Origin of the sequence: Stenotrophomonas sp. Ste96 (genome assembly GCF_024519495.1) — a bacterium.
GTDB classification, from domain to species: domain Bacteria; phylum Pseudomonadota; class Gammaproteobacteria; order Xanthomonadales; family Xanthomonadaceae; genus Stenotrophomonas; species Stenotrophomonas bentonitica_A.
In genome coordinates, this window is the sequence record NZ_JALJRX010000004.1 from 89,230 (window position 1) to 114,201 (window position 24,972).

The following is a 24,972-nucleotide window of genomic DNA, read 5'->3' on the forward strand; positions in this document are numbered from 1 at the left end:
GACGGGTACGTCGAAGCGGCGCCGGACGGCGCGCGGGAAGAAAGAAGAGGGCGATGCTCAGCGCTTGCTGCTGAACAGCCGCAGCACGGCCAGGACCGCGACCGCACCCAGGATCGCGCCGATGAAACCGGCCGGCTCGCCGCGGGCATACCAGCCCATGTACTGGCCGAACCAGCCGGCCAGCAGCGCGCCGACGATGCCGAGCACGATGGTCAGCAGGCAGCCCATGCGGTTGTTGCCCGGCATGAAGAAACGCCCGAGCAGACCGACGACGAAGCCGACCAGGATGATGTAGAGCCAGCTGGTGCTGCCAAACAGTCCGTTCATGCCAAATGCGTCAGTAGAGGTGGACGCAGCCTAGCAAGGCCGGGCTGCGTCCGCCAACGTCAGCAGCAGCCGTGGCCGCCGTGACGGGTACCGCTGTCGGCGGCGACCGGCGAACCGCTGGTCTCGCCACGCAGGCTGGCCGCGTAATGCTCGCTGATCACCTTGGACACGCACGAGGTCACGCGCTTGCCCATCGGGATGTGCAGGAACTCGTTCGGGCCGTGTGCGTTGGAGTGCGGGCCGAGCACGCCGGTGATCATGAACTGCGCGCCCGGGAACTTCTCGCCGAGCATGCCCATGAACGGGATCGAGCCGCCTTCGCCCATGTACATCGCCGGCTTGCCGAAGAAGGTCTGGCTGGCATCGTCGATCGCCTGGGTCAGCCACGGCGCCATGGCCGGGGCGTTCCAGCCGCTGGAGGCCTTCTCCAGGTCCAGCTTCACTTCGGCGCCGTTCGGCGGATCGCGCAGCAGCGCTTCCTTGAGCAGCTCGCCGCAGGCCTTGCCGTCGGCGGTCGGGGGCAGGCGCAGCGACAGCTTCACCGCGGTATGCGGGCGCAGCACGTTGCCGGCCGAGGCGAGCGGCGGCAGGCCGTCCACACCGGTGACCGACAGCGCCGGGCGCCAGGTGCGGTTGAGCACCAGTTCGGCCAGGTCATCGTTCATCGGGCGCAGGCCGTCGACCATCGGGAATTTCTCGAAGATGGCGGTGTCCACCACTTCAGCGGCGCGCTTGGCCTGTTCCTGGCGCTCGGCCGGGATCTCGACATTCATGCCGTCGATCAGGATGCGGCCGGTGTTCTCGTCCTCGATGCGCGAGATCAGCTGGCGCAGCAGGCGGAAGCTGGACGGGATCACGCCGGAGGCATCGCCGGAATGCACGCCTTCGTTGAGCACCTTGACCGAGAAGTTGCCGCCGGTCAGGCCGCGCAGCGAGGTGGTGCACCACAGCTGGTCGTAGTTGGCGCAGCCCGAATCCAGGCACACCACCAGCGACGGCTTGCCGATGCGCTCGGCCAGGTGATCAACGTAGGCGGGCAGGTCGTAGCTGCCGGATTCTTCGCAGGCTTCGATCAGGATCACGCAGCGCGCGTGCGGCAGGCCTTGTTCCTGCAGCGCCAGCACGGCGGCCAGCGAACCGAACATCGCGTAGCCGTCATCGGCGCCGCCGCGGCCGTACAGCTTGTCGCCGCGCAGCACCGGGATCCACGGGCCCAGGTCATCGTCCCAGCCCGTCATTTCCGGCTGCTTGTCCAGATGGCCGTACAGCAGGATGGTGTCGTCGCCAGTCTCGGCGCCGGAGGCCGGAATTTCCAGCAGCAGCAGCGGGGTGCGGCCTTCCAGGCGCACGACCTCGACGGTCAGGCCGGGCAGATTCTGGGCCTTGGCCCAGGTTTCCATCAGGGTGACGGCCTGTTCCATGTAGCCGTTGGCGACCCAATCGGCGTCGAACATCGGCGATTTGTTGGGGATACGGATGTAATCGACCAATTGCGGGACGATCTCGTTGTCCCACTTTTCACTGACGAATTGGCCGAGCTTGGCGCTGTCCATCTGAACTCCGGAGTGCTTTTGACAAGTCCGTCCATTCTACGCCTGCGCTGGGGTAGGTATTTCCCTACATCACGTCGGGTGTTAGGCCTGCTGTGTGAAGGCGCCGTGGACGATAGGCTGTGTGTATGTGGCGAGGGACGCTGGAACCTTCGACAGGATTGCCGGCAGGGGCCGGTTCCGAGCCACAAGGAGCTACACAGTGGGACCTTGGTTTTCGTGCAGGGCGCTGGTGCTGGGACTGCTGTTGAGCGGAATGGCCTTCGCGGCCGATCGGATCAACATCAATACGGCGGATGCGTCGACGCTGCAGCAGGGATTGGCGAACGTGGGCCCGATGAAGGCCGAAGCGATCGTCGCGTACCGGCGACAACACGGCCCCTTCGAACACGTCGAGGATCTGGCGCGGGTGAAGGGGATAGGGACAGCTACCGTCGAACGGAATCGACAACGGATGACCACCGGGGCCAGGCAGGCGCCGGTCCAGGCACCGCCCAGGAGGGCAGCGCCGGCCACCGTACCAAGGCGCTGAACAACAGGACACGTCGGGACGGGCAGGATGCCGGTCACTGGCTGCCACGGCAGGATGCCGCGGTGGCACCGACCGCTGCAGGGAGGCGGCACGCACGGAGGCGGCGCGGAAGGAGCGGCGCGGACCCACCAGGACGGTGGCATCCAGACCCCGGGAAGGGCTGAGATGGCGGAAGCATATACGGCCGAGTGCACGGAGCATGGCCGGCACCCAGACTGCGCAGGACGCACAGGGGGAAGGCGGGATGCCGACAAGGATGTATCGATTGCCCGGTCTGCACACGGAGGTGTGGCCGGGCAATTACTGTTTGGGGCGAACGAAATACGACGCGTGGCCGCGCGTGGTTTTCGCGAACGCATGGCGGCACTTCGTGTAGCGTGGCGGCATCTCTTCGAATGGATGCACGACATGGCAGTACGCAGCACGCTGTTGAGTCTGGCGCTCGGAACGCTGTTGGCGACCGGGATGCTTCCCGCCACGGCCGCCAACACTGCGCCGACGGCCAGCAGGACGACCGAGGCCCCGCGCGGCCCCACCGATCTCAAGCCCGGCGAGTTCCTCTGGCATCCGGAGATCTCCCCGTCCGGCCCGATCGTGCTGGTGGTCAGCCTCGATGAGCAGCGCGCTTACGTGTACCGCAACGGCATCGCGATCGGCATGAGCACGATCAGCTCGGGCAAGGCCGGGCACGAAACCCCGACCGGTGTGTTCACGATCCTGCAGAAGGACAAGGACCACAAATCCAACCTCTACAACAGCGCGCCGATGCCGTACATGCAGCGCCTGACCTGGGACGGCATCGCGCTGCACGGCGGCAGCCTGCCCGGGCATCCGGCCTCGCACGGCTGCGTGCGGTTGCCGCAGGCGTTCGCGCAGAAGCTGTTCGGCGAGACCCATCGCGGTGATACCGTGGTGGTGGCCGATGCCAAGAGCGCGCCGATGACGCTGGCCTATCCGGCCGTGCTGGCCCCGGTCAGCAGCACCGGCAAGCCGCTGGTGGAGAGCACCGACGCACCCGCGCACTACTGGAACGATGCGGCCGCACCGGCCGGCCAGGTCGGCATCCTGGTCAGCCTGCACGACCAGCGCCTGTACGTGCTGCGCGATGGCGTGCTGATCGGCGAGTCGCGGCTGGAAGCCAAGGCGCTGCCGGCCTTCGAGGGGACCACCCTGTTCGTGATGGGCCAGGGCTACCAGGACAACCCCAGCCCGCTGGACCCGCACCGTCCGCTGCACCGCTGGACCGCGTATCCGCTGCTGGGCCAGACCGCCGCCAATGCGACCCCGGACCTGCTCGCCACGCCGAGCCTGCCGATGGCGCTGCCGCCGGAATTCGCCGAACAGCTGTACAGCGTGCTGGTGCCAGGCACCACGCTGCTGGTGACCAGCCTGCCGGCGGTACGCCCGGTGGCCGATGAACAGAACCTGCAGCCTGTCTTGGAATCCGACGCCGGTGGGTCCACTTTGTAAGGGTTGCCTCCGCCTGGTGAGCTGCCCATGCCCGTTGTGAAATTGCTGCCTGCTGCGTTCTGTGGCCTGATCGCGTCCGCCACGGCGGGCGCGACCAGCCCTGCGCCGGCGCCGACCGGCAGCCCGGTGCAGATGGCCGAGATGCTGGCCAAGGCCGCCCCTGCGGCGGACAAGCACGTCCTGCAGCTGGCGGCGCGTGCGATGCGCTGTGCGCTGCGCCGGCCGGAGCTGGGCGTCGACCCGGGCAAGTTGAGTGTGATCGATTACTCGCGGCCGTCGACCGAACCGCGCATGTGGATTTTCGATCTGACCCGCCAGCGGCTGCTGTTCGAGGAGTGGGTTGCGCATGGGCGCAACAGCGGTGACAACCGCACCCAGCATTTCTCCAACAAGGACGGCAGCTTCATGTCCAGCCTGGGCGCGTTCACCGCCAAGGAAACCTACATGGGCGGCAACGGCTATTCGCTGCGGCTGGAAGGGCTGGAACCCGGCTTCAACGACCATGCCCGCGACCGCGCGATCGTCATCCACGGCGCGCCGTACGTGAATCCCGCGGTCGCACGGCTGCAGGGTCGCCTCGGCCGCAGCCTGGGCTGCCCGGCGGTGCGGTTGTCGGTGGCGCGGCCGCTGATCGACAGCCTGCGCGGCGGCACGATGGTGTTCGCGTACTACCCGGACAAGGACTGGCTGGCGCGTTCGCGGCTGCTGGAACCCGATTGCGGCGGTATGTCCTGACAGGACTGCCCACCTCGGCTCAGGCACACTAGGGCCATGTCCCCCGATACCGTCCTGAGCGCGGCCAGCCGCGTCATTCCCGCTTTCGAGTACCGCCGCGAACGCTGGCGCAATGGCCTGGGCTGGACCCGCGAAATCCTGCGCGTGCCCGACACCGACGATTGGCAGGTGCGCCTGTCGATCGCCGAGATCGAGCAGGACGCCGCGTTCTCGGCGTTTCCGGGCATCGAGCGCGAACTGGTGCTGCTGCGTGGCGAGGGCCTGCGCTTGCGTTTCGACGATGGCGCGCTGCACACGCTGATGCCGCCGCACGACCGGCTGCGGTTTGCCGGCGAAGCGCGGGTGACCGGCGAACTGGTGGACGGGGTGACCCACGATTTCAATCTGATGTGGCGGCGCGAAGCGGTCCAGGCCGAGCTGCTGCATCGCCCATTGGTCGGCAGCATGTTCTTTTTCACCGAACCCGAGGCGGCGTGGGCGATCCATCTGCTGGCCGGCCAGGCCGAATTTGAAGGGGAGCCGTCGTTGGCACCGCTGGCCGCCGGTGATACCGCCTGGTTGGCTGCCGGCGAGCGCCGCCGCTTCGCGTTGCACGGCGGCGGCGAGTTGCTGGCGATCCGCGTCAGTGCGGGTGGCAGCAAGGCCTGATCGGCCGTAGGTAACCCTCAGTACACGTCGCGCCGGTAGCGCCCGGCCACGATCAGCGCTTCTTTGCCGTCGCGGCCCAGCGCCTGCTCGATCACCGCATCCACCGCCGGTGCCATGCCCTGCAGGCTGCCGCAGACCAGGATCGTGGCACCGTCGTGCACCCACTGCTGCAGCGTGTGGATCTGCGCCTGCAGCCGGTCCTGCACGTAGTGATGCTCACCACCGTCGCGACTGAACACCGTATCCAGCCGTGCGATCCAGCCGTCGCGCTGCCAGGCGCGCAGGTCGTCGCCGAAGAAGAAATCGTGCGCGGCCGTACGCTCGCCGAACAGCAGCCAGTTGCGGCGCGCGCCGGCGCTGATCCGCTCGCGCAGGTGCGCGCGCAGGCCGGCGATGCCGGTGCCGTTGCCGATCAGGATCAGCGGCGTTGCGGCCGCCACACCATGGAAGTTCGGGTTGCTGCGGAAGCGCAGATCGATGCGCCCATCGAGCGCAGCGTGATCGCACAGCCAGCCGCTGCCCAGGCCCGGCGTGCCATCGGGCCGCAGCTGGCGGCGCAGCAGCAGCTGCACCTGGCCTTCGGCGGGCAGGGTGGCGATGGAGTATTCCCGGTGCGGCAGGGGACGCAACGCGGCGACCACGGCATCTGGGTCGGCAAGCGCCGCCATCTCCTCAGCACCGGGCAGATGCGCGCGCGAAAGGTGCGCACGCAGCGTCTGCCCATCGATGAACGTGTCGCCCGCCCACGGCGTCTTGCGCAGCCAGGCCTCGACGTCGGCCGGTGCATGCTGCGGCCCGATCTCGGCCACGTCGCCGGCCTGCCAGACCGGCAGGGTGCCATCGGCAGGCACCAGGGTGATCCGATAGGTCGGTGCCCCCGGGCTGCCCGGGTTTTCAAGATGCCGCGCCTGCAGTTGCCAGGGCAGATACTCGGCCGGCGTCCAGTCCGGCAGCTCGGTGGCTTCGCCGCCAAGCTGGCCGAGCAGCTGCTGCCAGTGGCGCAGCGCACCGGGATCGGCATTGTCCACTTCAACCGTATCGAACAGCGGGTGCGCACCACGCTGGCGCAGCCATGCGTCGAGCTGGTGGCCGAAGGCGCAGAAATGGCCATAGCTGCGATCGCCCAGGGCCAGCACGCCGTACTGCAGGTGGGGCAGTGCGGGCGCCTGCGGCATCACCTTGCGCAGGAAGGGCAGGGCATGATCCGGAGCATCGCCCTCGCCGGTGGTGCTGACCACGAACAGCACCTGCGCGCTGCGCTGCAGAAGCTCGGCCGTCACCGCATGCAGCGCACGGATGCGCACTGGCAGCCCGGCAGCGCGCAATGCCTCTGCGCTGCGGTCGCACAGCTGCTGCGCGAAGCCGGTCTGGCTGGCCCAGACCAGCAGGATCGGTGCGGGCCCGTTGTCGGCCACCCGCGCCTGCCGGGGTCGTCCACGCCACCAGATCAGGGTGCAGAACGCGGCATAGAGCACCAGGCTCCCCGCTGCCCAGCGCCAGTGCGCGGCCAACGGTGCGGCTGGCCACCAGGCGTCGCCCAGATGCAGGCGCAGCAGCGCCCAGGCAATGACGCCCAGCAGCACCATCACCATCAGGTTGCCCAGCCACGCACGCGATGGGCGCAGGCTCATGCCGCGCCCACGCGGTCGTCGGCAAGCAACTGCTCGAATGCAGGACTCATGGATTCCTCGCTACCGTGCGCGCCACGGCCGACAAAGCGTGCGGCCAGCGCATGGGTGCGCGCAAATGCCATGCCCTCGTCCCTGCCCATCACGGTCAGCGCCGTGGCCCAGGCGTCGGCCTGCATGGCGCTGTCGGCAACCACGGTGACGGCCGCCGCAGCGCGCGTGACCGGCGCACCGATGCGCGGATCCAGCGTGTGGCTGAACTGCTCGCCGCCCTGCTCGAAGTGGTGCCAGCGATCACCGGAGGTGGCGACTGCGCGGTCCGTCAGTGCCAGCACGCGCGGCGGATAGGTGGCCTGCGCGTCTTCCTCCGGTGCCGATTCCACCAGCACGCGCCACGGCTGGCCATCGGGCTTGTGACCAAACCCGTGCAGCTCGCCGCCAACCTCCACCAATGCGGCGTGTACCCCGTTCTGGCGCAGCCACGCACTGACCTGATCGACACCAAAGCCCTTGGCGATCGCCGACAGATCCAGTGCCAGTCCGCCGGGTTGCAGCAGGCGACCGGGCTGCCACTGCAGGCGTTCCCAGCCACAGCGCGCGCGCGTTGCCGCCAGCGTGTCGGCATCGGGAATCCGCCGGGCCTGCGCCTGCGCCCCGAACCCCCACAGCGCCACCAGCGGGCCCACGGTGGGATCGAAGGCGCCGCCACTGCGCTGCGCGATCTCCAGCGCACACTGCATCACCGTATTGAACAACGGCGGCAGCACCTGCCATTCACCGGCGGAGGCACGGTTGAAGCGCGCGATATCGCTGTCGGCTTCCCACGTGCTCATCTGCGCCACGATGGCATCGAGCTGCGCCTGGATGCCGGCATGCAACGGGTGCAGGTCGCGGGTGCGCGCCACGGCCAGTTTTACCTGCCAGGTGGTGCCCATGGTGTGGCCACCGAGGCGGGCGATGTCGAAATCCGGGTTGTTCATGGGGGGGGCAGGTCGGGCCTTGGTAAGCCCGATGGCCGGAATGCGTCGGGTGAAAAGCCCCCGTCAGGTCGGCGGGGGCAGGTGGGGAGGACGGCGCACGCAACGCACGCCGGATGCCGTTACTCCGGCAGCACTTCCAGCGTGGCCACGTAGCTCAGGCGACGCTTCTTGGCTTCCTTGATCGAGGTCTTGCTGTCCTCGGTGCCGGTTTCCAGCCAGTACATGCCCGCTTCCGGCCAGGTCACGGCGAATTCGCCCTTGGCATCGGTGCTGACCTTGATCTCCTCCTGCGCGTTGCGGTACCGGGTGCCGCCGCGCGTGATCTCCAATTCAAGGCCGGCGGTCGGCTTGCCATCGACCAGCACGCGGAAACTTGCGGCCTCACCGGCGACCAGATCGTTCGGATGGGCGAGCGCGATCATCTCGATGGCCTGGTTGGTCGGCTTCAGCGCGGTGTCGTTCGGGCTACCGTTGGTGACGAAGGTTTCCACGCGACCGACCGACTGCGAGACCTGCAGGTTCCTGGCGTTCTTCGGGACTTCGGTGGCGAAGGTGGCCGGGGTGCCGCGCCAGCGCTTGGGCTTGCCGTCTTCTTCCCAGCTGGCCGACAGGCCGTTGTTGATCGTGGCCAGGCGGTAGGTGCCCTGCTGGGTCAGCTCGACATCGAACACACTGCGGAACTTGCCGGTCGCCGCGTTCTGCGGCTGCACGGTGCTGCCGTCGGGCGCGGTGATGACCAGGTTGTCCAGGCGCAGCGGCACGTGGTTGAAGTAGAACAGGTCGTTGGAGACCGCCGCATCGACGGTGATCCACGGGTTGGTGCCCGCGATCACGGTCTGCGAGGGCTGCAGCCAGGCCTTGTGGGCCAGGGCGGAGAACGGAAGTGCGGCGGCCATGGCGGCGGCGAGGACGAGCGTGCGCTTCATCGAAAAACTCCAGGTGGATGGGGTATCAGGGCTTGGCGGACAGGGTGACCAGACCGAGTTCGGTCGCACCCTGCGCCTTGCCCGACTGTGCGGCCGTGACCGGCCAGGTGAAGGGGATCTTGAGCAGTTCGCGTCCGCCGACTTCGCGCACCGCCTCCACCACGAGGGTGTAGTTGCCCGGTGCCAGCGCCTTGAGCGCGGGCTGCTTGTCGTTGAACGACAGCGCGTGCTTGCCGACCGGACGGGTCGGGCCGGTCACGCCGTCCACCGGCACCTCCAGCGTGCGGCCGCTCTTGCGCCACCACTGGCGCAGGTCGGGCAACCACTTGGTGCCATGGCCTTCGGCGTTGCCGGTCTGCTGGTACCAGACCGAAAGGTTGGCGGCGACCTTCTGGTCGGCGCCTTCCAGCCACACGGCCACATACGGGCGGTGATACTCGGCCACGTTGAGCTTGGGCACCTCGACGTTGATGTCCAGGGTGGTGGCATAGGCCGGCGAGGTGGCCAGCAGGCCGCTCAGGGCGATGGTCAGGGTGACGCGCATGGTGCGGCTCCGGAAGGGGACGGTCAGTGGATGAGGATCAGGGCGATCAGCAGCGGGATCAGCAGGCCCAGGCCGACCAGCGGCCAGGTCATGCGGCGCTGGCGGGCATGCAGGTGCAGCAGGAACAGGCCGGTGATGCAGAACACCAGGCAGGCCACGGCGAAGATATCCAGGAACCAGCCCCAGGCGGGCCCGGCATTGCGCCCTTTGTGCAGATCGTTGAAATAGGAGACCCAGCCGCGGGCGGTGGATTCGTACTCCACCTCGCCCGTTTCACGATCGATGCTCAGCCATGCGTCCGCGCCTGGGCTGGGCATGGAGAGATAGATTTCGCCATCGGACCATTCGGCCGGGCGACGCCCGATCGAGATGCCGAGCTGTGCATCCAGCCAGCGGCTGGCCACGCGCGGGATCGGTGCCTTGCCATCGGCGCGGTCGCCCAGCTTGCCGAGCAGGTCGGCAGGCAGTTCCAGCTGGCGGCTGACCACCTCCGGCGTGGCTTCGATCCGGGAGGCGTGATTCAAGGTGATGCCGGTCGCGGCGAACAGCAGCATGCCGATCAGGCACACCGCCGAGCTGATCCAGTGCCACTGGTGCAGCGTGCGCAGCCAGAAGCCGCGGCGTTGTTGTTGCACGCTGGAAGAAGGAGCGCTGGCGGCCACGGTCGGAAGAGAGAGTACTGAGGGGCGAATTACACCATTGATGAGAATGATTCGCAATTTGTAGACAAAGAAGGCAGCGGCCCGTTGCCGGCCCGCTGCCCGAGGTCAAGACCGGGCGCGGCGTCACCACGGACGCCGCGCCGGTGTGCCTCAGAACTTGGCGTTCAACGAGATCCAGTAACTGCGCCGCTGGTCCTTGGTGGAATAGTCATCCACGCAGTCGTATTCGCTGTCGCTGATCAGCACGCAGGACTGCGACACGAAGTCCTTGTCGAACAGGTTGTTGACCCGCGCGTTGACGGTCAGCCAGTTGTTGATGTCCCAGCTGCCGCCGAGGTGGAAGATCGTGTAGTCCTCGTAATAGCGGGTCTGCGAGCTGCTGACGCCGCCGACATTGCTGACCAGCGTGTCGCGGTAGCGGTCGTAGCGGCCTTCGCCGATCAGCGACAGGCTCACCGCCTCGCTGATCTGCCAGTTCAGGCTGGCATTGGCCATGTGCCTGGCCGGGTTGCCGGTGATTGGCAGGCCCTTGCCGGTGCCGCTGGTCTGCTCGCTCTTGGTCCAGGTGTAGTTGCCGCGCAGCTGCAGGTTGTCCAGCAGATCGACCTGGGCCGCCGCCTCGACGCCGCGGGTTTCGGCCTTGTCGATGTTCACGCTCTGCCCGAAGGTGCTGTAGCCCAGCTCGGCCCAGCCCGGGCCGATGTCCACGCAGTAGCTGCCATCGTTGGGGGCCACTTCGCAGTTGGCGAAGGTGCCGCCGCTGGCGATCTTGTCATCGAACTTGTTGAGGAAGCCGGTGACGTTGAAGCCCCAGCGATCGCCTTCGTAGTACGCGGCGATTTCGTAGTTGGTGCTGGCCTCCGGCTTCAGGTTGGGCGAGCCGACCAGCGGGGTCACGCCCTGGCCACCGAAGCCGACGATGCCGGGGAACAACTGGTCCGGGCGGGGTGTCTTGTAGCCGGTGCTGACGCCGCCCTTGAGGGTCCAGGCATCGTTGGCGTTCCACACCAGGTAAGCGCGCGGGCTGACGTGGCTGCCGAAGATGTTGTGGTCGTCATAGCGCACGCCGACCGTCGCGGTCAGGCTGTCGGTCAGCGACCAGTTGTCCTCGGCGAACAGCGCCCACATGCGGTGCTGCTGCTTCACGTTGTCTTTGTAACCGGCGCCATCCATGCCGAACACGCCGTCGACCATGTCGGTGTCGTTGTACTGGCCGCCCACGGTCAGCTTGTGCGCACCGAAGGTGAGGTCGAGCATCGTGTCCAGCACGTTGCCCTTCAGCTCCATGGTGCGCAGCGGGCGTGGCAGGAAGGCCTGCAGGCGCGCCATCTCGGCCGGGTTGAGCGCGCCCAGTCCGTTGCGTGCACCGGCCGCGCAGTTGGCGGCGGCACCGGTGCGGCGGCAGACATCATTCCACAGCGTCTGCAGATCGGCGCGTTCGTCCAGCGTCAGCGGCAGCGAGCGGCCGAGGTTGTTGCTGGTGATGTGGGTCAGGGTGGTCTGCCAGGTACCGAATTCATAACGGCCCTGATGGGTCAGCGCCAGCTGGTCGCGCTCGTAACGCTGGTAGGCGGTGTAGCCCACGCGCGGCTGCACCACGCGGCGGGTGACGTTGCCGGGGCCGTTCGGGTTGGGGATCGTGGCATTGCCCACGCGCCACAGGCTGGCCAGGCTGTCCAGGGTGCCGGTCTGGCCTTCGCTGTTGTCGTACTTCTGGCGCGACACGTCGTAATCCAGCCACAGCTCGTGGTCGTCATTGACGATGAAGTTCAGGCGCATGCCCGCGTTCCAGTTCGTGTTGGCCACCGCCTTGCCACCGGCACCGAAGCCGATGCTGCGCGACCACATCGTGCCGTCCGGCAGCGGCAGGTCATCCCATTCCGGGTTGGAGGCCTTGGCGTCGTAATAGCTGCCGCGCACTGACATGCCCAGACGGTCCTTGACCAGCGGGCCGCTGAGGTAGACATCGGTGCTGCGCGCGTCACCGAACTGGTCGTCCTGCTGCACCGTAAAGCCCTGGGTGACCGCGCCATGCCACTCGGTCTGGTTGCGGCGGGTGATGATGTTGATCACCCCGCCCATGGCATCGGAGCCATACAGCGTGGACATCGGGCCGCGCACCACTTCAATGCGTTCGATCGCATCCAGCGGCGGCATGTACGAGAACTGGCCACCGCCGAAGTTGTTCGGGTACAGGTTGCCGGCGTTGCTCTGGCGGCGACCGTCGATCAGCACCAGGGTGTAGTCCGAGGGCATGCCGCGCATGGAGATGGTGGCGCGGCCGTTCTTGTCGGTCGGTTCCATGCCCACGTCGATGCCTTCCACGTCGCGCAGCGCATCCACCAGGCTGGTGTAGGGGCGCTTGCTCAACTCTTCGCGGCTGATCACGCTGATGCTGGCCGGGGCATCGGCGATCTTCTGTTCGAAGCCGGCGGCGGTGACCACTACCTTGTCCAGCGTGGTCGGAGCGGCGGCGTCACCGTGGGCGAAGGCCGGGGCGCTCAGCGCACCGAGCAGGGCGAGGGACAGGGTGCAGCGGGACAGGGACGTGCGACGACGATGGCGCTGGGCCATGGGGGCAACCTCGGAAAGGAGAAAACGGACGCGACGTGGCAGGCCGCAGGGCGGCAGCACGCGCAGGAATCAGGAACGCCCGGGGCGGGCGGAACGCGCAGGACCGGAGGCGGGCACGGTGGCGCCGCCGAAGGTCGGCATCAGCCCTGCGGTGGGGCTTGGCCGCGCTGGACGCGCAGGCCGGGTGCGGCAGGCAGCGGCGTGGCCGGTGCAGAGTCAATGGCCGGTACGACCCGCGGCGGCTGTGCCACCAGTGTGGCCATCAGCGAATCCAGCGATTCCACCACCGGCGGCAATGCGGGCGGCAGCGGTGGCGCCGGGGCAGGGCGCACGCTGGCCACTCGGCGTGGCTTGGCGGGGGCTTCTTCCTGTGCGGTCTCACCACCGCCGGCCGGGTGCTCGCCCATTGGCATCTGCAGGACCATCACGGTGCTGCCCGGGGCGGCCCGTTCCAGCACGGGCAGGCCGGCCAGCAGCAGCGACAGCAGGCCCAGCCACGCCAGCACGCTCGACAACGCCCGCTGCCGCCCGCGCATGGCGGGAGCAAAGCTGCGGTGGCGGTGTGGATGGCGCAAGGCGGGCCCCTGTGAACGGCCAGTCGATCAGCCGACCAGCAACGCGGCGGGATTGTAGGTGAGATTCGTTAGCGGACGCAAATGAGAATGATTAATGATTTCGGTCCCTGCGCGCCCCGAACGCAGGAATCAGCTGACCAGTGCCCGGATCGCGGGATGCGGAGAGGCCGCCAAGCTGGGGCGCACGTGAGCCAGAAACGACGCGCTCCCGTGCGCAAGCGCGCGCCGTAGCCAGTCCGCCGCACCGTCGATATCACCGGCGGCGAGCAACAGGGAGGCATGGCTGGCCTGCCCGCGGAAGTCACCGGCCTCGGCCGAACGCCGATACCAGGCCGGTGCCGCACCCGGATCGGCCGGCACACCGATGCCGTCTTCCAGACAGCGGCCGACCAGGTTCATCGATTTGGCATGGCCCAGCCGTGCCGCGCGCAGGTACAGCGCGAATGCGGCGGCGTCATCGCGCGGCACGCCGCGGCCGGTGCCGAGCAGGTTGGCCAGGTTGTACAGGCCCCAGTCCAACTCGGCATCCGCTGCCTTGCGGTACCAGACCGCGGCCAGTGCCAGGTTGATCGGCGTCCCGGTGCCGAGTTCGTGGCAGCGGCCGAGCATGTTCATGGCGAGGGGCAGACCACCGTTGGCGGCGCGCTCGAACCAGAGCACGGCCGCCGCCGCATCGGGCGCGATCCCGCGCCCTTCCATCCGGGCCTGCCCGAGCAGGAACTGCGCCTGTGGGTCGCCGCGCTGCGCGGTCGCTTCCAGCGCGGCGAGCGCGGCGGCCGGATCGTGCTGCAACTGGTCGGCCAGTGCTGCCACGTCGAACGCGGGCGGGGCCGGATCAGACATCGGCCCACTGCCGCAGCAGGTTGTGATACACGCCGGTGAGATTCACCAGCGCAGGGTGTTCGGGGTGGTCATGGGTGAGGCGGCGGATCGAGACATCCAGGTCCCACATCAGGCGCCGCTGGCCGTCATCACGCAGCATGCTCTGGATCCAGAAGAACGAGGCCAGTCGCGTGCCGGCGGTGACGGGGGTGACCTGGTGCAGGCTGGTGCCCGGGTACAGCACCATGTGGCCCGCCGGCAGTTTCACCCGCTGGTTGCCGTAGGTGTCTTCGATCACCAGCTCGCCACCCTCGTACTCATCCGGGTCGCTCAGGAACAACGTGGCCGACAGGTCGGTGCGCACCGGCTGCGGCTGGCCGGGGGCGGTGTAGTCGTAGCGCACGGCGTTGTCCACATGGAACCCGAAGGTCTGCCCCGGCTGATAGCAGTTGAACAGCGGCGGGAAAATGCGACGCGGCAGTGCCGCCGAGAAGAACGTGCTGTTGCGGCCGAGTGCATCGAGGATGGCCGAGCCGACCGCACGCGCGGCCGGATCGGACTCGGGCAACTGCAGGTTGTGCTTGGCCTGCGCGGACTGGTAACCCGCGGTCAGGCGGCCGTCGGTCCAGCCGGCCGTGGCCAGCTGCTGGCGGGCCTGGGTGACCTGCTCGGCGGTGAGGACGTCGGGAATGTGCAGCAGCATGGTGGGCTCCAGCCCCTCCCGCACGAGCGCGCGGGAGGGGGCGTATCGCTTAGAACTTGAAATTGAAGGCCAACGTGGCCGAGCGGCCCGGCGCGATGGCGGCGTAATGCGAAGCGTACGCCTTGGTGAAGTAGGTTTTGTTGGTCAGGTTCTGCACGTTCAACTGCAGGCTGTAGCGCTCGCTGAAGGCATAGCCGACCATCGCATCCCAACGGGTGTAGGACGGCACCCACTTGGTGTTGTTGACGTTGCCGTAGACCTTGTCAACGTAGTTGGCACCGGCGCCCAGGCTCAGGCCCGGCACGAACGACGGCGCCCACGTGGTCCACAGGCTGGCGCTGTGCTTGGCGGTGTTGGGGAACGCGTTGCCGTTGAACGGCGATGGCACGTAGACCCCGTTCACCAGCGCAAAGCCGTTGTCCTCGACCACGGCATCCAGGTAGGTGTAACCACCGAAGACCTGCCACCCCTCCATGATCGTGCCGCTGAAGCCGAGTTCGGCGCCCTTGACCTTCTTGGTGCCGGCGTTCTGCGTGGTGCCCGCATCGCTGGTCACGCGCGCGTTGCTCATCTCGGTCTGGAAGATCGCACCGGTCAGCGACAGGCGGGCATCGAACAGGTCCCACTTGGTGCCCAGCTCGATGTTGCGGCTGCGCTGCGGCTTGAGATCCTGGATGGTCGCGCTGATGCCGTCGGCGCCATCACCGCCGTCCACGCCGACCGGGGTGGAGGAGGTACCCCAGGAGACGTAGATGCTGCCGTTCTCCATCGGCTTGAACACCAGGCCGGCCTGGCCGTTCCAGAACGAGGTGTCGTTGCGCAGATGCTGCACGTTCGCCGCGGCCGTCGGGTTGAACTGATGGGTGTTGTAGTCGTCGAAGCGCGCGCCCAGGTTCAGCATCCACTGCTCGCTGAAGCTGATCGTGTCGAACACGTAGGCCGACTTGGTGCGCGTGGTCTGGCGCACGTCGCGGGCCGGGTCGCTGCGGGTGACCGTGTGCGTGGCCGACCACGGATCGTGCGGGTTCGGGTTGGTGAGGTCGGTGCAGTTGTAGCCGGTGGCCGCGCCGGTGGTCGGGCAGCTCTGGTTGCCGGTCAGCGGGTTGTTGGTGCCTGCGGTGGTCTGGCCATTGGGGCGGCGCACATCGGCGATCGCGTAGGTGCCACGCACGGTCTTTTCGCTGCTGTATTCCACGCCGGCGTTGAAACTGTGGCGCAGCGGACCAGTCTCCAGTTCACCCGTCACACTGGTCTGGTTGACGAAGCTGTCGGTCTGCGTGGCGCGCGCGTTGGTGCGGCGCCAGACGGTGCCGAACAGGTTCGGATTGCCCTTGCTGTCGTCCGGCTGGGTCCACAGGTAATCGTTGCTGGTGTCCCCGTAGCGGGTGATGTTGCGCAGGACGATGCCGCCGAAATCATGCGACAGGTTCAAGGTGGTGATGTCCGCCTTGGTCTTCTGGAAATCGCGGTCGACCAGGCCGTAGAACGCGTCGCGGTTGGTCACGATCGGGCTGCCGTCGCCATTGAGCGCCAGGTTGGGGCCGCTGGTGAACGGGTTGTTGTACGGGAAGCCGCCGGCATCGGGCAGGTCGTCGGTTTCCATGTGGTAGTGGCTGATCACCGCCTGGGTCGGACCGTTCAGACCGAACGCCAGCGACGGCGCGATGCCCCAGCGGCTGCTGTTGACTTCGTCACGGCCGGCCACGTCGGCCTCGTGCTTCATGATGTTCACGCGGGCGGCGATGCCGTCGCCGATCACCTGGTTGGCATCGAGCGTGCCGCGGTAGTAGCTGTCCGTGCCGGCGGCCAGGGTGCCGGCCACGAAGTTCTCCAGCTTGGGCGTCTTGCTGACCAGGCTGATGGTGCCGCCGGCTGAACCGCGGCCGGAGTAGGCCGAGCTCGGGCCTTTGACCACGTCGATCTGCTCGATGGCGAACACTTCACGGGTCTGGCTGCCGGCGTCGCGGATGCCATCGACGTAGATGTCCGAGGCCGAATCGAAGCCGCGGATGAAGGGACGGTCCCCGGTCGGGTTGCCGCCTTCGCCGGCGCCGAAGGTGATGCCCGGCACGGTGCGCAGTGCATCGAGCAGGGTGGTGGCGGCGGTCTGTTCGATCACCTGCTGGGAGATCACGCTGACCGACTTGGGCGTATCCAGCAGCGGCGCGGTGAATTTGGACGATTGCGCACGCACGCGCTCGCCGTGGACGTCGACGCCATCCAGTTCGGTGGCGCGCTGCGGATCGGCAGCGTCGGCCTCGGCATGGGCGATGGCGGGGGCGGCGATGGCCAGCAGCAGGGCGGACGACAACGGAGTCGGGCGGACGGTCATGGTGATTCCTGGCAGGACGGACGAAGGCCGGACAGCGTGTGGCGGTCACGGCGGAGCGGAGGCAGGTGGGGAAAACGGGCAGACGGCCCACGGCGGCGCGATGGCGCGGGCGTGGGCGGGCAGCGACGCGCAGCGTCGCCGCCGGAATCAGGCGTGGGGCGGGGCGTGGCCGGGGTTGAGCCGCAGCGAAGGTTCCAGCCGCTGCCAGCGCAGCGCGTCGGACGGCCACAGCGGGACGACCGCGACCCAGGGCGTGCGGCGCAGCTGGGTCAGTACCGCCGGCGGGCTGGGCTCGGGGTCGGCACCGGTCTCCGCCGCCAGGGTCGGCTCGGCAGGAAGCTCCGGTGCAGGCGTGGACGGCGCCGATGCCTGGCGCGCGCTGTCGGCGCCCAGCAGGCCCGCGGTGTGCGCCGCCGCCGGCGCCGGCCCGGCGTTACCGGCGCCGCCGGCCGTCAGCCAGCCGCAGGCCAGCAGCACCACGCAGAACGTGGCCCACAGGGCGGCGAGACCAAGGGCGGAGCGGTTGGCGGACACGGCTTACCGGGCAGAAGCGGCCGGGTGGCCGCAATGCCTATGGTAATAGGAACAATTCGCGTTTTCAAAACGCCCGCGTTCAGGCCGGCTCAGTCGCGGTCGTCGCGGGCCCAGACGGCGTCGTCTTCCCGCTTGACCGGGAACTTCGCTACCGGCGAATAGGCCGGCGCGCAGAGGGCAGCGCCGTCACGCACGTCGAAACGGGCCCCGTGCAGGACGCACTCGATGCTGCCCTCGCCGGTATCGAAGGTGCCCGAGGACAGTTCGAACTCATCGTGGGTGCACTGGTCTTCGAGTGCGTACAGTTCCCCGTCCAGGTTGAACACCACGATCGGCGTCCCGGTCACTTCGTCGAAGGTGCTCTTCATCTCGCCGGGGAGCAGCTCGGCGCTGGCGCAGACGAAGGTCCAGGTCTCGCTCATGCCGGCACCGCCAGCGGTTTTTCCAGGATCTCGAAGCGCAGATCGTCGCGCTTGGGAATGCCGAAACGCTCATCCCCATACGGGAAGGGCTTCTTGATGCCGGTGCGCTGGTAGCCGCGGCGCTCGTAGAAGGCGATCAGCTCGTCGCGGACGTCGATCACCGTCATCTGCATGACCGGCACGCCCCACTCGCGCGCCGCGTGGGCCTCGGCGGCGAGCATCAGCTGCTTGCCGATGCCGCCGCCCTGCTGGGACGGGTCGACCGAGAACATGCCGAAGTAGCCCTTGCCGTGGTCATCGGCCACGTGCGCGCAGGCCAGCAGCTGGCCATCGCGCTCGGCCAGCAGGATGGTCGAGCGTGGCTTGGCGAGGTCGGCCTGCAGGCCGTCGGCATCGATGCGGGCGCCGTCCAGCAGGTCGGCCTCGGTGGTCCAGCCGGCCCGGCTGGCATCGCCACGGTAGGCGGAGGTGACCAGGGCGATCAGGGCGGGGATGTCGGCGGCAGTGGCCGCGCGGAAGGTCAGGGTGCTCATGCCGCCATTTTAGGCCCGCAGGGGGCGCTACGGAAATGTGCGGGGCGCGCCATGAAAAACGCCGTGGCAGGCCACGGCGTTCGAGTGGGGCGCAGTCTGGCGCGGGCTCAGCCCAGCAGCCTGCGCACCTTGTTGAGCGCCACGATGAAGCGCTCGATTTCCTCATGCGTGTTGTAGAACGCCAGCGAGGCACGGCAGGTGGCGGCGACGCCGTAGTACTGCAGCAGCGGGTGCGCGCAGTGCTGGCCCGAGCGGACCGCGACGCCTTCCAGGTCGAGCAGGGTGGCCAGATCGTGCGAGTGCGCGCCGTCCACCAGGAAGGAGACCACCGCCGCCTTGTCCGGCGTGGTGCCGAAGATGCGCAGGCCGTCGATCCTGTTCAGCTCTTCGGTGAAGTGCGCCAGCAGTTCGCTTTCGCGGGCTTCCACGTGCTCCAGGCCCAGCGACTCGAGGTAATCCACCGCCACGCCCAGGCCGATGAAGCCGGCGATGTTCGGGGTGCCGGCTTCGAACTTGTGCGGGGCGTCGTTGAACACGGTGCCTTCGAAGCTCACTTCCTTGATCATCTCGCCCCCGCCGAGGAACGGCGGCATGGCATCAAGGTGTTCGCGCCTGGCCCACAGGGCGCCGGTGCCGGTCGGGCCGCACATCTTGTGGCCGGTGATGGCGTAGAAGTCGCAGCCGATCGCGGGGATGTCGACCTTGCGGTGCGGCACGGCCTGCGAGCCGTCCACCACGGTGATGATGCCGCGCTTGCGGGCCTCGCGGCAGATTTCGCGGACCGGGTTGACCGTGCCCAGCACGTTGGAGACATGGGCGACGGCGAGCAGCTTGACCTCGGGGGTCATCGCCGCGCGCAGCGCGTCCAGGTCCAATGCGCCCTCCGGGGTGATCTCGGCCACGCGGATCGTCGCGCCCGTGCGCTGGGCGACCAGCTGCCACGGCACGATGTTGGCATGGTGCTCCATGCGCGAGACGAGGATGACATCACCGGCCTTGAGCCGCGGCAACGCCCACGAATACGCGACCAGATTGATCGCGAAGGTGGTGCCACTGCACAGCACCAGCTCGCTGGCACGGACGTTGAGAAAACGCGCCAGCTTGCTGCGTGCGCCCTCGTAGGCATCGGTGGCCTCGGTGCCGAGCGCATGCACCGCGCGGCTGACGTTGGCGTTGTAGCGGCGGTAGAACTCGTCCACCGCGCCGATCACCTGCACCGGCTTCTGGCCGGTGTTGGCGTTGTCGAAGTACACCAGCGGCTTGCCGTGCACTTCGCGCATCAACAGCGGGAAGTCCAGGCGCACGCGATCCCAGTCGGGCGCGGTGCCGGTATCGGCGGCCGGGCGCGGCGTGGACAGGTTCATGCCACGCCCGCCACGGCCAGCGCACGGCTGAGCTGGGCGGTGAGCTGCTCGGTCAGGCGTGCGTCGAGGACGTTCAACGGTTCATGGCAGAACGCGGCGCTCAGCAGTTGCTGCGCGCGATCGGCCGGCAAGCCGCGCGAGCGCAGGTAGAACAGCGCGTTGGCGTCGAGCTGGCCAACCGTGGCGCCATGTGCCGCCTTTACTTCGTCGGCATCGATCACCAGCGTGGGCTGGGTATCGATCTCGGCATCGGCCGACAGCAGCAGGTTCTTGTTGGAGAGGTTGGCGTCGGTGCCATCGGCGCCTTCGCGGATGTGGATGCCGCCGTGGAAGACCACGCGGCTGCGGTTGGCGGCGACGCCACGCCAGACCATTTCCGAGGCGGTATCGCGCGCGATGTGCTCGATGCCCAGGCGCGTATCGACATGGCGGCGGCCATTGCCGAGCAGCACACCGTTGGCGGTCAGCTGGGCGTTGTCGCCTTCCAGGCGGACGTTGAGCTCATGGCGGCTCAGCGCCCCACCCAGCTCCAGGTCCACGCGGCGGTACTGCGCGTTGCGGGCCAGCACGGCGTCGGTGCGCAGCAGCGAGGTGGCGCGGGTGGCATCGGCCTGCACGCGGGCGTGCGAGAGCACGGCATCCTGCGCGAGGTGGACGTGCACCAGGGTGTTGTCCAGGTGCGCGGCATCACCGACATGCAGGTGATGCTCGACCACGCCCAGCGCGGCACCGCTGCGCAGTTCGATCAGGTGGCGATGGTGCCAGGACAGATCGGTCTCGCCGGCCACGCTGATGAAGACCAGCTGCAGCGGCGCCTCGACCTGCACGCCTTCTCCCACGCGCAGCAGCACGCCTTCATCGGCGAGTGCAGCGTTGAGACGGGCGAATACTTCCTCGCTGCGCTCGAAGCGACGGCCAAGGAAACGGCCGGCTTCATCGCCGGCGGCCAGCGCCGAGGACAGCGTGGCCAGCTGCACACCGGCCGGCACCGCAGCGACATCGCTGAGCGCGCCAGACGGGCGGCCATTGACGAACACCAGCCGCGGCGACGGGATGTCGGCCAGCAGGGCGGCATCGACCACGGCCGGGGCGAGCGGGGCGGGCTGGAAGCTGCGACGCTCCAGCTGGCGCAGCGACGTGTATTTCCAGGCTTCGGTACGCGGGCCGGGCAGACCGGCCTGCAGCGCGGCATCCAGCTCGGCGCGACGTGCATCGCTGCCGCAGAAGCCGCTGGCGAGGGAATCGAGCAGGGCGCTCATCAGACCGCTGCCTCCGGCACCACGCGGTCCTTCAGGAAGTGGTAGCCGTGGGCTTCCAGTTCCAGGGCCAGTTCCGGGCCGCCGCTCTGCACGATCCTGCCATCGGCCAGCACGTGCACCACGTCCGGCTTGATGTAATCGAGCAGGCGCTGGTAATGGGTGATCACGATGAAGGAACGGTCCGGCGAACGCAGCGCGTTGACGCCGTCGGCCACGCTCTTGAGCGCATCGATGTCCAGGCCGGAGTCGGTTTCATCCAGGATCGCCAGCTTCGGCTCGAGCACGGCCAGCTGGAAGATCTCGTTGCGCTTCTTCTCGCCACCGGAGAAGCCTTCGTTGACGCCGCGGTGCAGCAGTTCGTCCTTCAGGTGCAGCACGGCCAGCTTCTGGCGCACCAGCTTGAGGAACTGCATCGAATCCAGTTCTTCCTCGCCGCGCGCCTTGCGCTGGGCGTTGAGCGCGGCGCGCAGGAAGTAGGTGTTGTTCACGCCCGGGATTTCCACCGGGTACTGGAAAGCAAGGAACAGGCCGGCGGCCGCGCGTTCTTCCGGCGCCAGCTCGAGCAGGTCACGGCCTTCGAACTGCACGCTGCCTTCGCTCACGTCATAGCCGTCGCGGCCGGCCAGGACATTGCCCAGGGTGGACTTGCCGGCGCCGTTGGGGCCCATGATGGCGTGCACCTGGCCGGGCTTCACGTCGAGCGAGAGGCCCTTGAGAATCTCTTTTTCGCCGATGCGTGCGTGGAGGTTGTCGATCTTCAACATGTCGATAATCGTCTTGTCAGATAAGGGAACTGGAGGCAGCGCGACTCAGAGGTCGTATTCGCTGCGCTCGAGGAATTCTTTGCGCAGGTAATCGGTGCGGGTTTGAGTCAATGCAGTCTTGGCCCCGGAATAGAGCATCGGGTACATCGAGCCGTACAGCATGCGCGGGTCTTCATCCTTGCCAACCGGGTACTGCGCTTCCAGATCGGCATCGCGCAGCTGCACCCACAGGCGCTGGGCGGCTTTGAGGTTGGCCAGCGCCACCGGTGCATCGGCCAGCTTGCCCACCACCTGCCGATACACCGCGTTCAACGCGGCGTCGGCTTCTTCGAACCCTTCGTTGGCGCACTCGTTCATCTGCATCTGCGTGCTCAGGTCATCGCAGGCCGATTCGGCAGACGCCGGCGCCGCAGCCCCAAGCAGCAGGGCCAAGGTCAGCACGCTCTTCATCCGACCGAGCCTTCCAGGCTGACTTCCAGCAGCTTCTTGGCTTCCACCGCGAACTCCATCGGCAGCTCGCGGAAGACCTGCTTGCAGAAGCCGTCGACGATCATCGAGACCGCGTTTTCCTGGTCGATGCCGCGGGCGCGGCAATAGAACAGCTGGTCGTCGGAGATCTTGGAGGTGGTCGCTTCGTGCTCGACCGTCGCGCTGGGGTTCTTCACCTCGATGTAGGGGAAGGTATGCGCGCCGGACTTCTTGCCGATCAGCAGCGAGTCGCACTGGGTGTAGTTGCGCGCGCCTTCGGCGCCGCGATCGACCTTGACCAGGCCACGATAGGTGTTCTGGCCGTGGCCGGCGCTGATGCCCTTGCTGACGATCTTGCTCTTGGTGCGCTTGCCGATGTGGATCATCTTGGTGCCGGTGTCGGCCTGCTGACGATGGTGGGTCAGCGCGACGGAGTGGAACTCGCCGACCGAATCATCGCCAAGCAGCACGCACGACGGGTACTTCCAGGTGATCGCCGAGCCGGTCTCGACCTGGGTCCAGGTGACCTTGCTGCGCGCGCCACGGCACTCGGCACGCTTAGTGACGAAGTTGTAGATGCCGCCCACGCCGTTCTCGTCACCCGGGTACCAGTTCTGCACCGTGGAGTACTTGATCTCGGCATCTTCCAGCGCGACCAGCTCGACCACTGCGGCGTGCAGCTGGTTCTCATCGCGCATCGGCGCGGTGCAGCCTTCCAGGTAGGACACGTACGCCTTGTCTTCGCAGATGATCAGCGTGCGCTCGAACTGGCCGGTGTGGCCGGCGTTGATGCGGAAGTAGGTGCTCAGCTCCATCGGGCAACGCACGCCCTTGGGGATGAACACGAAGCTGCCATCGGAGAACACCGCCGAGTTGAGCGCGGCGAAGTAGTTGTCGCCGACCGGCACCACGGTGCCCAGGTACTGTTTGACCAGCGCCGGGTGCTCCTTGATCGCTTCGGACATGGAGCAGAAGATCACGCCCTTCTCGGCCAGTTCCTTGCGGAACGTGGTGCCGACGGAGACCGAATCGAACACCGCATCCACGGCCACGCCGGCCAGCTTGGCGCGCTCATGCAGCGGCACGCCGAGCTTGTCGTAGGTGTCCAGCAGTTCCTTGGGCACGTCGTCCAGCGAGGCGTACTTCGGGCCCTTCGGCGCGGAGTAGTAGCTCAGCGCCTGCAGGTCGATCTGTGCGATCTGCAGCTTGGCCCAGTCCGGCATCGGCATGGTCAGGAAGTGGCGGTAGGCGTCCAGGCGCCACTGCGTCATCCACTCCGGCTCGTCCTTCTTGGCCGACAGGGCACGGATGGTGTCCTCGTCCAGGCCGGGCGGCAACGAGTCCGATTCGATGTCCGTGATGAAGCCGGCCGAATACTTGCGGCCGAGCTGCTCATGGATCTCGCGGTTGGGGGTATCGCCGGTGGCGACGGTATCGAGGGTATCGGTGGCCATGGGGGCTGCCTGATCAGGAGACGACATCCGCCGCGATCGCGCGGCGGTGGGCGTCAACAAGGGGAAGAGGGGGCAGGATCTGCGCCAGGGTGACCGCGCGCAGCGCTTCGGACACCACGTCGTTGATCATCCGCCAGCTGCTGCGGGCGCCGCACTGCAGCTCGCGGCCGCACTGGCTGTGGTCGTGGGCGCATTCGGTCAGGCCCAACGGCCCTTCCATGGCTTCCACGATCTCGAACAGCGTGATCTGGTCCGCCGCGCGGGTCAGCCGATAGCCGCCGCGCACGCCGCGCAGGCCTTCCACCAGCCCGGCCTGGGCCAGAGGCTTGAGCAGCTTGCTGACGGTCGGCGGTTCCAGACGGGCGAACTCGGCCAGTTCGGTCGCACTGAGTACCTCGCCCGGGCGGGCGGCGAGTACGGTCAGCACGACGGTGGCGTAATCGGTAAGCTTGGTGACGCGGAGCATGGTGGGGGCAGAACCATAAAGCGGACTGAAATTGTACGCTTTTCTCCGCCGGCATCCAACCCGCCCGTTCAGGCGCCCGCAGGGCGGCCTTTGAGGCGTATTGAACCGCATCGCTTTGGCAATCACAAAGATTAAGCGAGAATCGGGGCTTCCCACCGCAACGGTCAGCCAGATGCCCAAGAAGATCCAGGCCCGCAAGTCCACCATCCATGGCAATGGCGTATTCGCGCTGGCGCCGATCAAGAAAGGTGAGCGGGTCATCCAGTACAAGGGTCTGCTGCGCAGCCACGCCGACGTGGATGCCGACGACACCGGGGATGTGGAGAGTGGTCATACCTTCCTGTTCACCCTCAATGACGACTACGTCATCGATGCGAACTACAAGGGCAATGACGCGCGCTGGCTCAACCACAGCTGCGAGCCGAACTGCGAAGCGGTGATCGAGGAAGCCGAGGGCGACAACCGCCGCGAGGACAAGGTCTTCATCGAGGCGATCAAGGACATCCAGCCGGGCGACGAGCTGACCTACAACTACGGCATCACCCTGGCCGAGCGTCACACCGCGCGCCTGAAGAAGATCTGGGAATGCCGCTGCGGCTCTAAAAAGTGCACCGGCACGATGCTCCAGCCCAAGCGCTGACCGCGCTGGCGCTCACCGGCCACGTGCGCCGGTGACTGCGCCGACACGCTGTGCACATCC

Annotated in this window: 26 protein-coding genes; 5 read left to right on the forward strand and 21 right to left on the reverse strand. The window is 67.6% G+C overall.

Going from position 1 to position 24,972, the window contains the following annotated elements; translation table 11 throughout:
* Positions 1-57 precede the first annotated feature (57 nt).
* Positions 58-327: a GlsB/YeaQ/YmgE family stress response membrane protein gene (locus OC373_RS12560; protein WP_019185648.1), complete on the reverse strand. Its 270-nt coding sequence runs from the start codon at positions 325-327 to the stop codon at positions 58-60.
* Between the two features lie 59 nt (positions 328-386).
* On the reverse strand, positions 387-1,880 hold the full coding sequence (locus OC373_RS12565) for a M20 family metallopeptidase (RefSeq protein ID WP_019185649.1): 1,494 nt from the start codon (positions 1,878-1,880) through the stop codon (positions 387-389).
* 253 nt (positions 1,881-2,133) lie between these two features.
* On the opposite strand from OC373_RS12565, the gene OC373_RS12570 reads away from it, so the two are divergent.
* The 4 genes from OC373_RS12570 (at position 2,134) to OC373_RS12585 (ending at position 5,262) form a co-directional block, all read left to right on the forward strand.
* Positions 2,134-2,409: a ComEA family DNA-binding protein gene (locus tag OC373_RS12570; protein WP_019185650.1), complete on the forward strand. Its 276-nt coding sequence runs from the start codon at positions 2,134-2,136 to the stop codon at positions 2,407-2,409.
* A 408-nt stretch (positions 2,410-2,817) separates the two neighbouring features.
* Entirely contained in the window at positions 2,818-3,879 is a 1,062-nt protein-coding gene (locus tag OC373_RS12575; RefSeq protein WP_019185651.1) for a L,D-transpeptidase, read from the forward strand.
* Between the two features lie 27 nt (positions 3,880-3,906).
* Positions 3,907-4,614, forward strand: coding sequence for a murein L,D-transpeptidase catalytic domain family protein (locus OC373_RS12580; RefSeq protein ID WP_261997790.1), 708 nt, complete (start codon positions 3,907-3,909; stop codon positions 4,612-4,614).
* A gap of 36 nt (positions 4,615-4,650) precedes the next feature.
* Positions 4,651-5,262 carry a HutD family protein gene (locus tag OC373_RS12585; RefSeq protein ID WP_261997791.1) on the forward strand — a complete coding sequence of 204 codons (612 nt, stop codon included), beginning with the start codon at positions 4,651-4,653 and terminating at the stop codon, positions 5,260-5,262.
* A gap of 17 nt (positions 5,263-5,279) precedes the next feature.
* Here OC373_RS12585 and OC373_RS12590 read toward each other — a convergent pair whose 3' ends face one another.
* From OC373_RS12590 to OC373_RS12680, 19 genes are all read right to left on the reverse strand, one after another.
* Entirely contained in the window at positions 5,280-6,893 is a 1,614-nt protein-coding gene (locus OC373_RS12590; protein ID WP_261997792.1) for a sulfite reductase subunit alpha, read from the reverse strand.
* Positions 6,890-7,870, reverse strand: coding sequence for an FAD:protein FMN transferase (locus OC373_RS12595; protein WP_261997793.1), 981 nt, complete (start codon positions 7,868-7,870; stop codon positions 6,890-6,892). The genes OC373_RS12590 and OC373_RS12595 overlap by 4 nt, the downstream gene beginning before the upstream one ends.
* Positions 7,871-7,989: 119 nt before the next feature.
* On the reverse strand, positions 7,990-8,796 hold the full coding sequence (locus tag OC373_RS12600) for a DUF4198 domain-containing protein (RefSeq protein WP_261997794.1): 807 nt from the start codon (positions 8,794-8,796) through the stop codon (positions 7,990-7,992).
* 25 nt (positions 8,797-8,821) lie between these two features.
* Positions 8,822-9,340, reverse strand: a complete 519-nt coding sequence (locus tag OC373_RS12605) for a DUF2271 domain-containing protein (protein WP_261997795.1) — start codon at positions 9,338-9,340, stop codon at positions 8,822-8,824.
* Positions 9,341-9,363: 23 nt separating this feature from the next.
* Positions 9,364-10,002, reverse strand: coding sequence for a PepSY-associated TM helix domain-containing protein (locus OC373_RS12610; RefSeq protein WP_341987111.1), 639 nt, complete (start codon positions 10,000-10,002; stop codon positions 9,364-9,366).
* 150 nt (positions 10,003-10,152) lie between these two features.
* On the reverse strand, positions 10,153-12,576 hold the full coding sequence (locus OC373_RS12615; RefSeq protein ID WP_261997796.1) for a TonB-dependent receptor: 2,424 nt from the start codon (positions 12,574-12,576) through the stop codon (positions 10,153-10,155).
* A 140-nt stretch (positions 12,577-12,716) separates the two neighbouring features.
* Positions 12,717-13,151, reverse strand: a complete 435-nt coding sequence (locus OC373_RS12620; RefSeq protein ID WP_261997797.1) for a hypothetical protein — start codon at positions 13,149-13,151, stop codon at positions 12,717-12,719.
* A 129-nt stretch (positions 13,152-13,280) separates the two neighbouring features.
* Positions 13,281-13,994, reverse strand: coding sequence for a tetratricopeptide repeat protein (locus tag OC373_RS12625; RefSeq protein WP_261997798.1), 714 nt, complete (start codon positions 13,992-13,994; stop codon positions 13,281-13,283).
* A complete protein-coding gene (locus tag OC373_RS12630) occupies positions 13,987-14,676 on the reverse strand; it encodes a Fe2+-dependent dioxygenase (protein ID WP_019185662.1) in 690 nt (229 codons plus the stop codon). Before OC373_RS12630 ends, OC373_RS12625 begins: the two co-directional genes overlap by 8 nt.
* A 49-nt stretch (positions 14,677-14,725) precedes the next feature.
* The gene (locus tag OC373_RS12635) at positions 14,726-17,008 is read right to left on the reverse strand and encodes a TonB-dependent siderophore receptor (protein WP_261997799.1); all 2,283 of its coding nucleotides are present in this window, start codon (positions 17,006-17,008) and stop codon (positions 14,726-14,728) included.
* A gap of 147 nt (positions 17,009-17,155) precedes the next feature.
* The gene (locus OC373_RS12640; RefSeq protein WP_083279861.1) at positions 17,156-17,542 is read right to left on the reverse strand and encodes a hypothetical protein; all 387 of its coding nucleotides are present in this window, start codon (positions 17,540-17,542) and stop codon (positions 17,156-17,158) included.
* Positions 17,543-17,631: 89 nt separating this feature from the next.
* On the reverse strand, positions 17,632-17,964 hold the full coding sequence (locus OC373_RS12645) for a non-heme iron oxygenase ferredoxin subunit (RefSeq protein WP_261997800.1): 333 nt from the start codon (positions 17,962-17,964) through the stop codon (positions 17,632-17,634).
* Entirely contained in the window at positions 17,961-18,497 is a 537-nt protein-coding gene (locus OC373_RS12650) for a GNAT family N-acetyltransferase (RefSeq protein ID WP_019185666.1), read from the reverse strand. Before OC373_RS12650 ends, OC373_RS12645 begins: the two co-directional genes overlap by 4 nt.
* Before the next feature lie 107 nt (positions 18,498-18,604).
* Positions 18,605-19,861 (reverse strand): cysteine desulfurase, encoded by a 1,257-nt coding sequence (locus OC373_RS12655; RefSeq protein WP_070426799.1) that lies wholly within the window; start codon positions 19,859-19,861, stop codon positions 18,605-18,607.
* Positions 19,858-21,120 (reverse strand): Fe-S cluster assembly protein SufD, encoded by a 1,263-nt coding sequence (gene sufD, locus OC373_RS12660; protein WP_261997801.1) that lies wholly within the window; start codon positions 21,118-21,120, stop codon positions 19,858-19,860. Before sufD ends, OC373_RS12655 begins: the two co-directional genes overlap by 4 nt.
* Entirely contained in the window at positions 21,120-21,884 is a 765-nt protein-coding gene (gene sufC, locus OC373_RS12665; protein ID WP_019185669.1) for a Fe-S cluster assembly ATPase SufC, read from the reverse strand. The genes sufD and sufC overlap by 1 nt, the downstream gene beginning before the upstream one ends.
* A gap of 45 nt (positions 21,885-21,929) precedes the next feature.
* Positions 21,930-22,334, reverse strand: coding sequence for a lysozyme inhibitor LprI family protein (locus tag OC373_RS12670; protein ID WP_019185670.1), 405 nt, complete (start codon positions 22,332-22,334; stop codon positions 21,930-21,932).
* On the reverse strand, positions 22,331-23,806 hold the full coding sequence (gene sufB, locus OC373_RS12675; protein WP_019185671.1) for a Fe-S cluster assembly protein SufB: 1,476 nt from the start codon (positions 23,804-23,806) through the stop codon (positions 22,331-22,333). Before sufB ends, OC373_RS12670 begins: the two co-directional genes overlap by 4 nt.
* A 13-nt stretch (positions 23,807-23,819) precedes the next feature.
* Positions 23,820-24,272: an SUF system Fe-S cluster assembly regulator gene (locus OC373_RS12680; RefSeq protein WP_026070170.1), complete on the reverse strand. Its 453-nt coding sequence runs from the start codon at positions 24,270-24,272 to the stop codon at positions 23,820-23,822.
* A 172-nt stretch (positions 24,273-24,444) separates the two neighbouring features.
* On the opposite strand from OC373_RS12680, the gene OC373_RS12685 reads away from it, so the two are divergent.
* Positions 24,445-24,912, forward strand: coding sequence for an SET domain-containing protein-lysine N-methyltransferase (locus tag OC373_RS12685; RefSeq protein ID WP_019185673.1), 468 nt, complete (start codon positions 24,445-24,447; stop codon positions 24,910-24,912).
* Positions 24,913-24,972 lie beyond the last annotated feature (60 nt).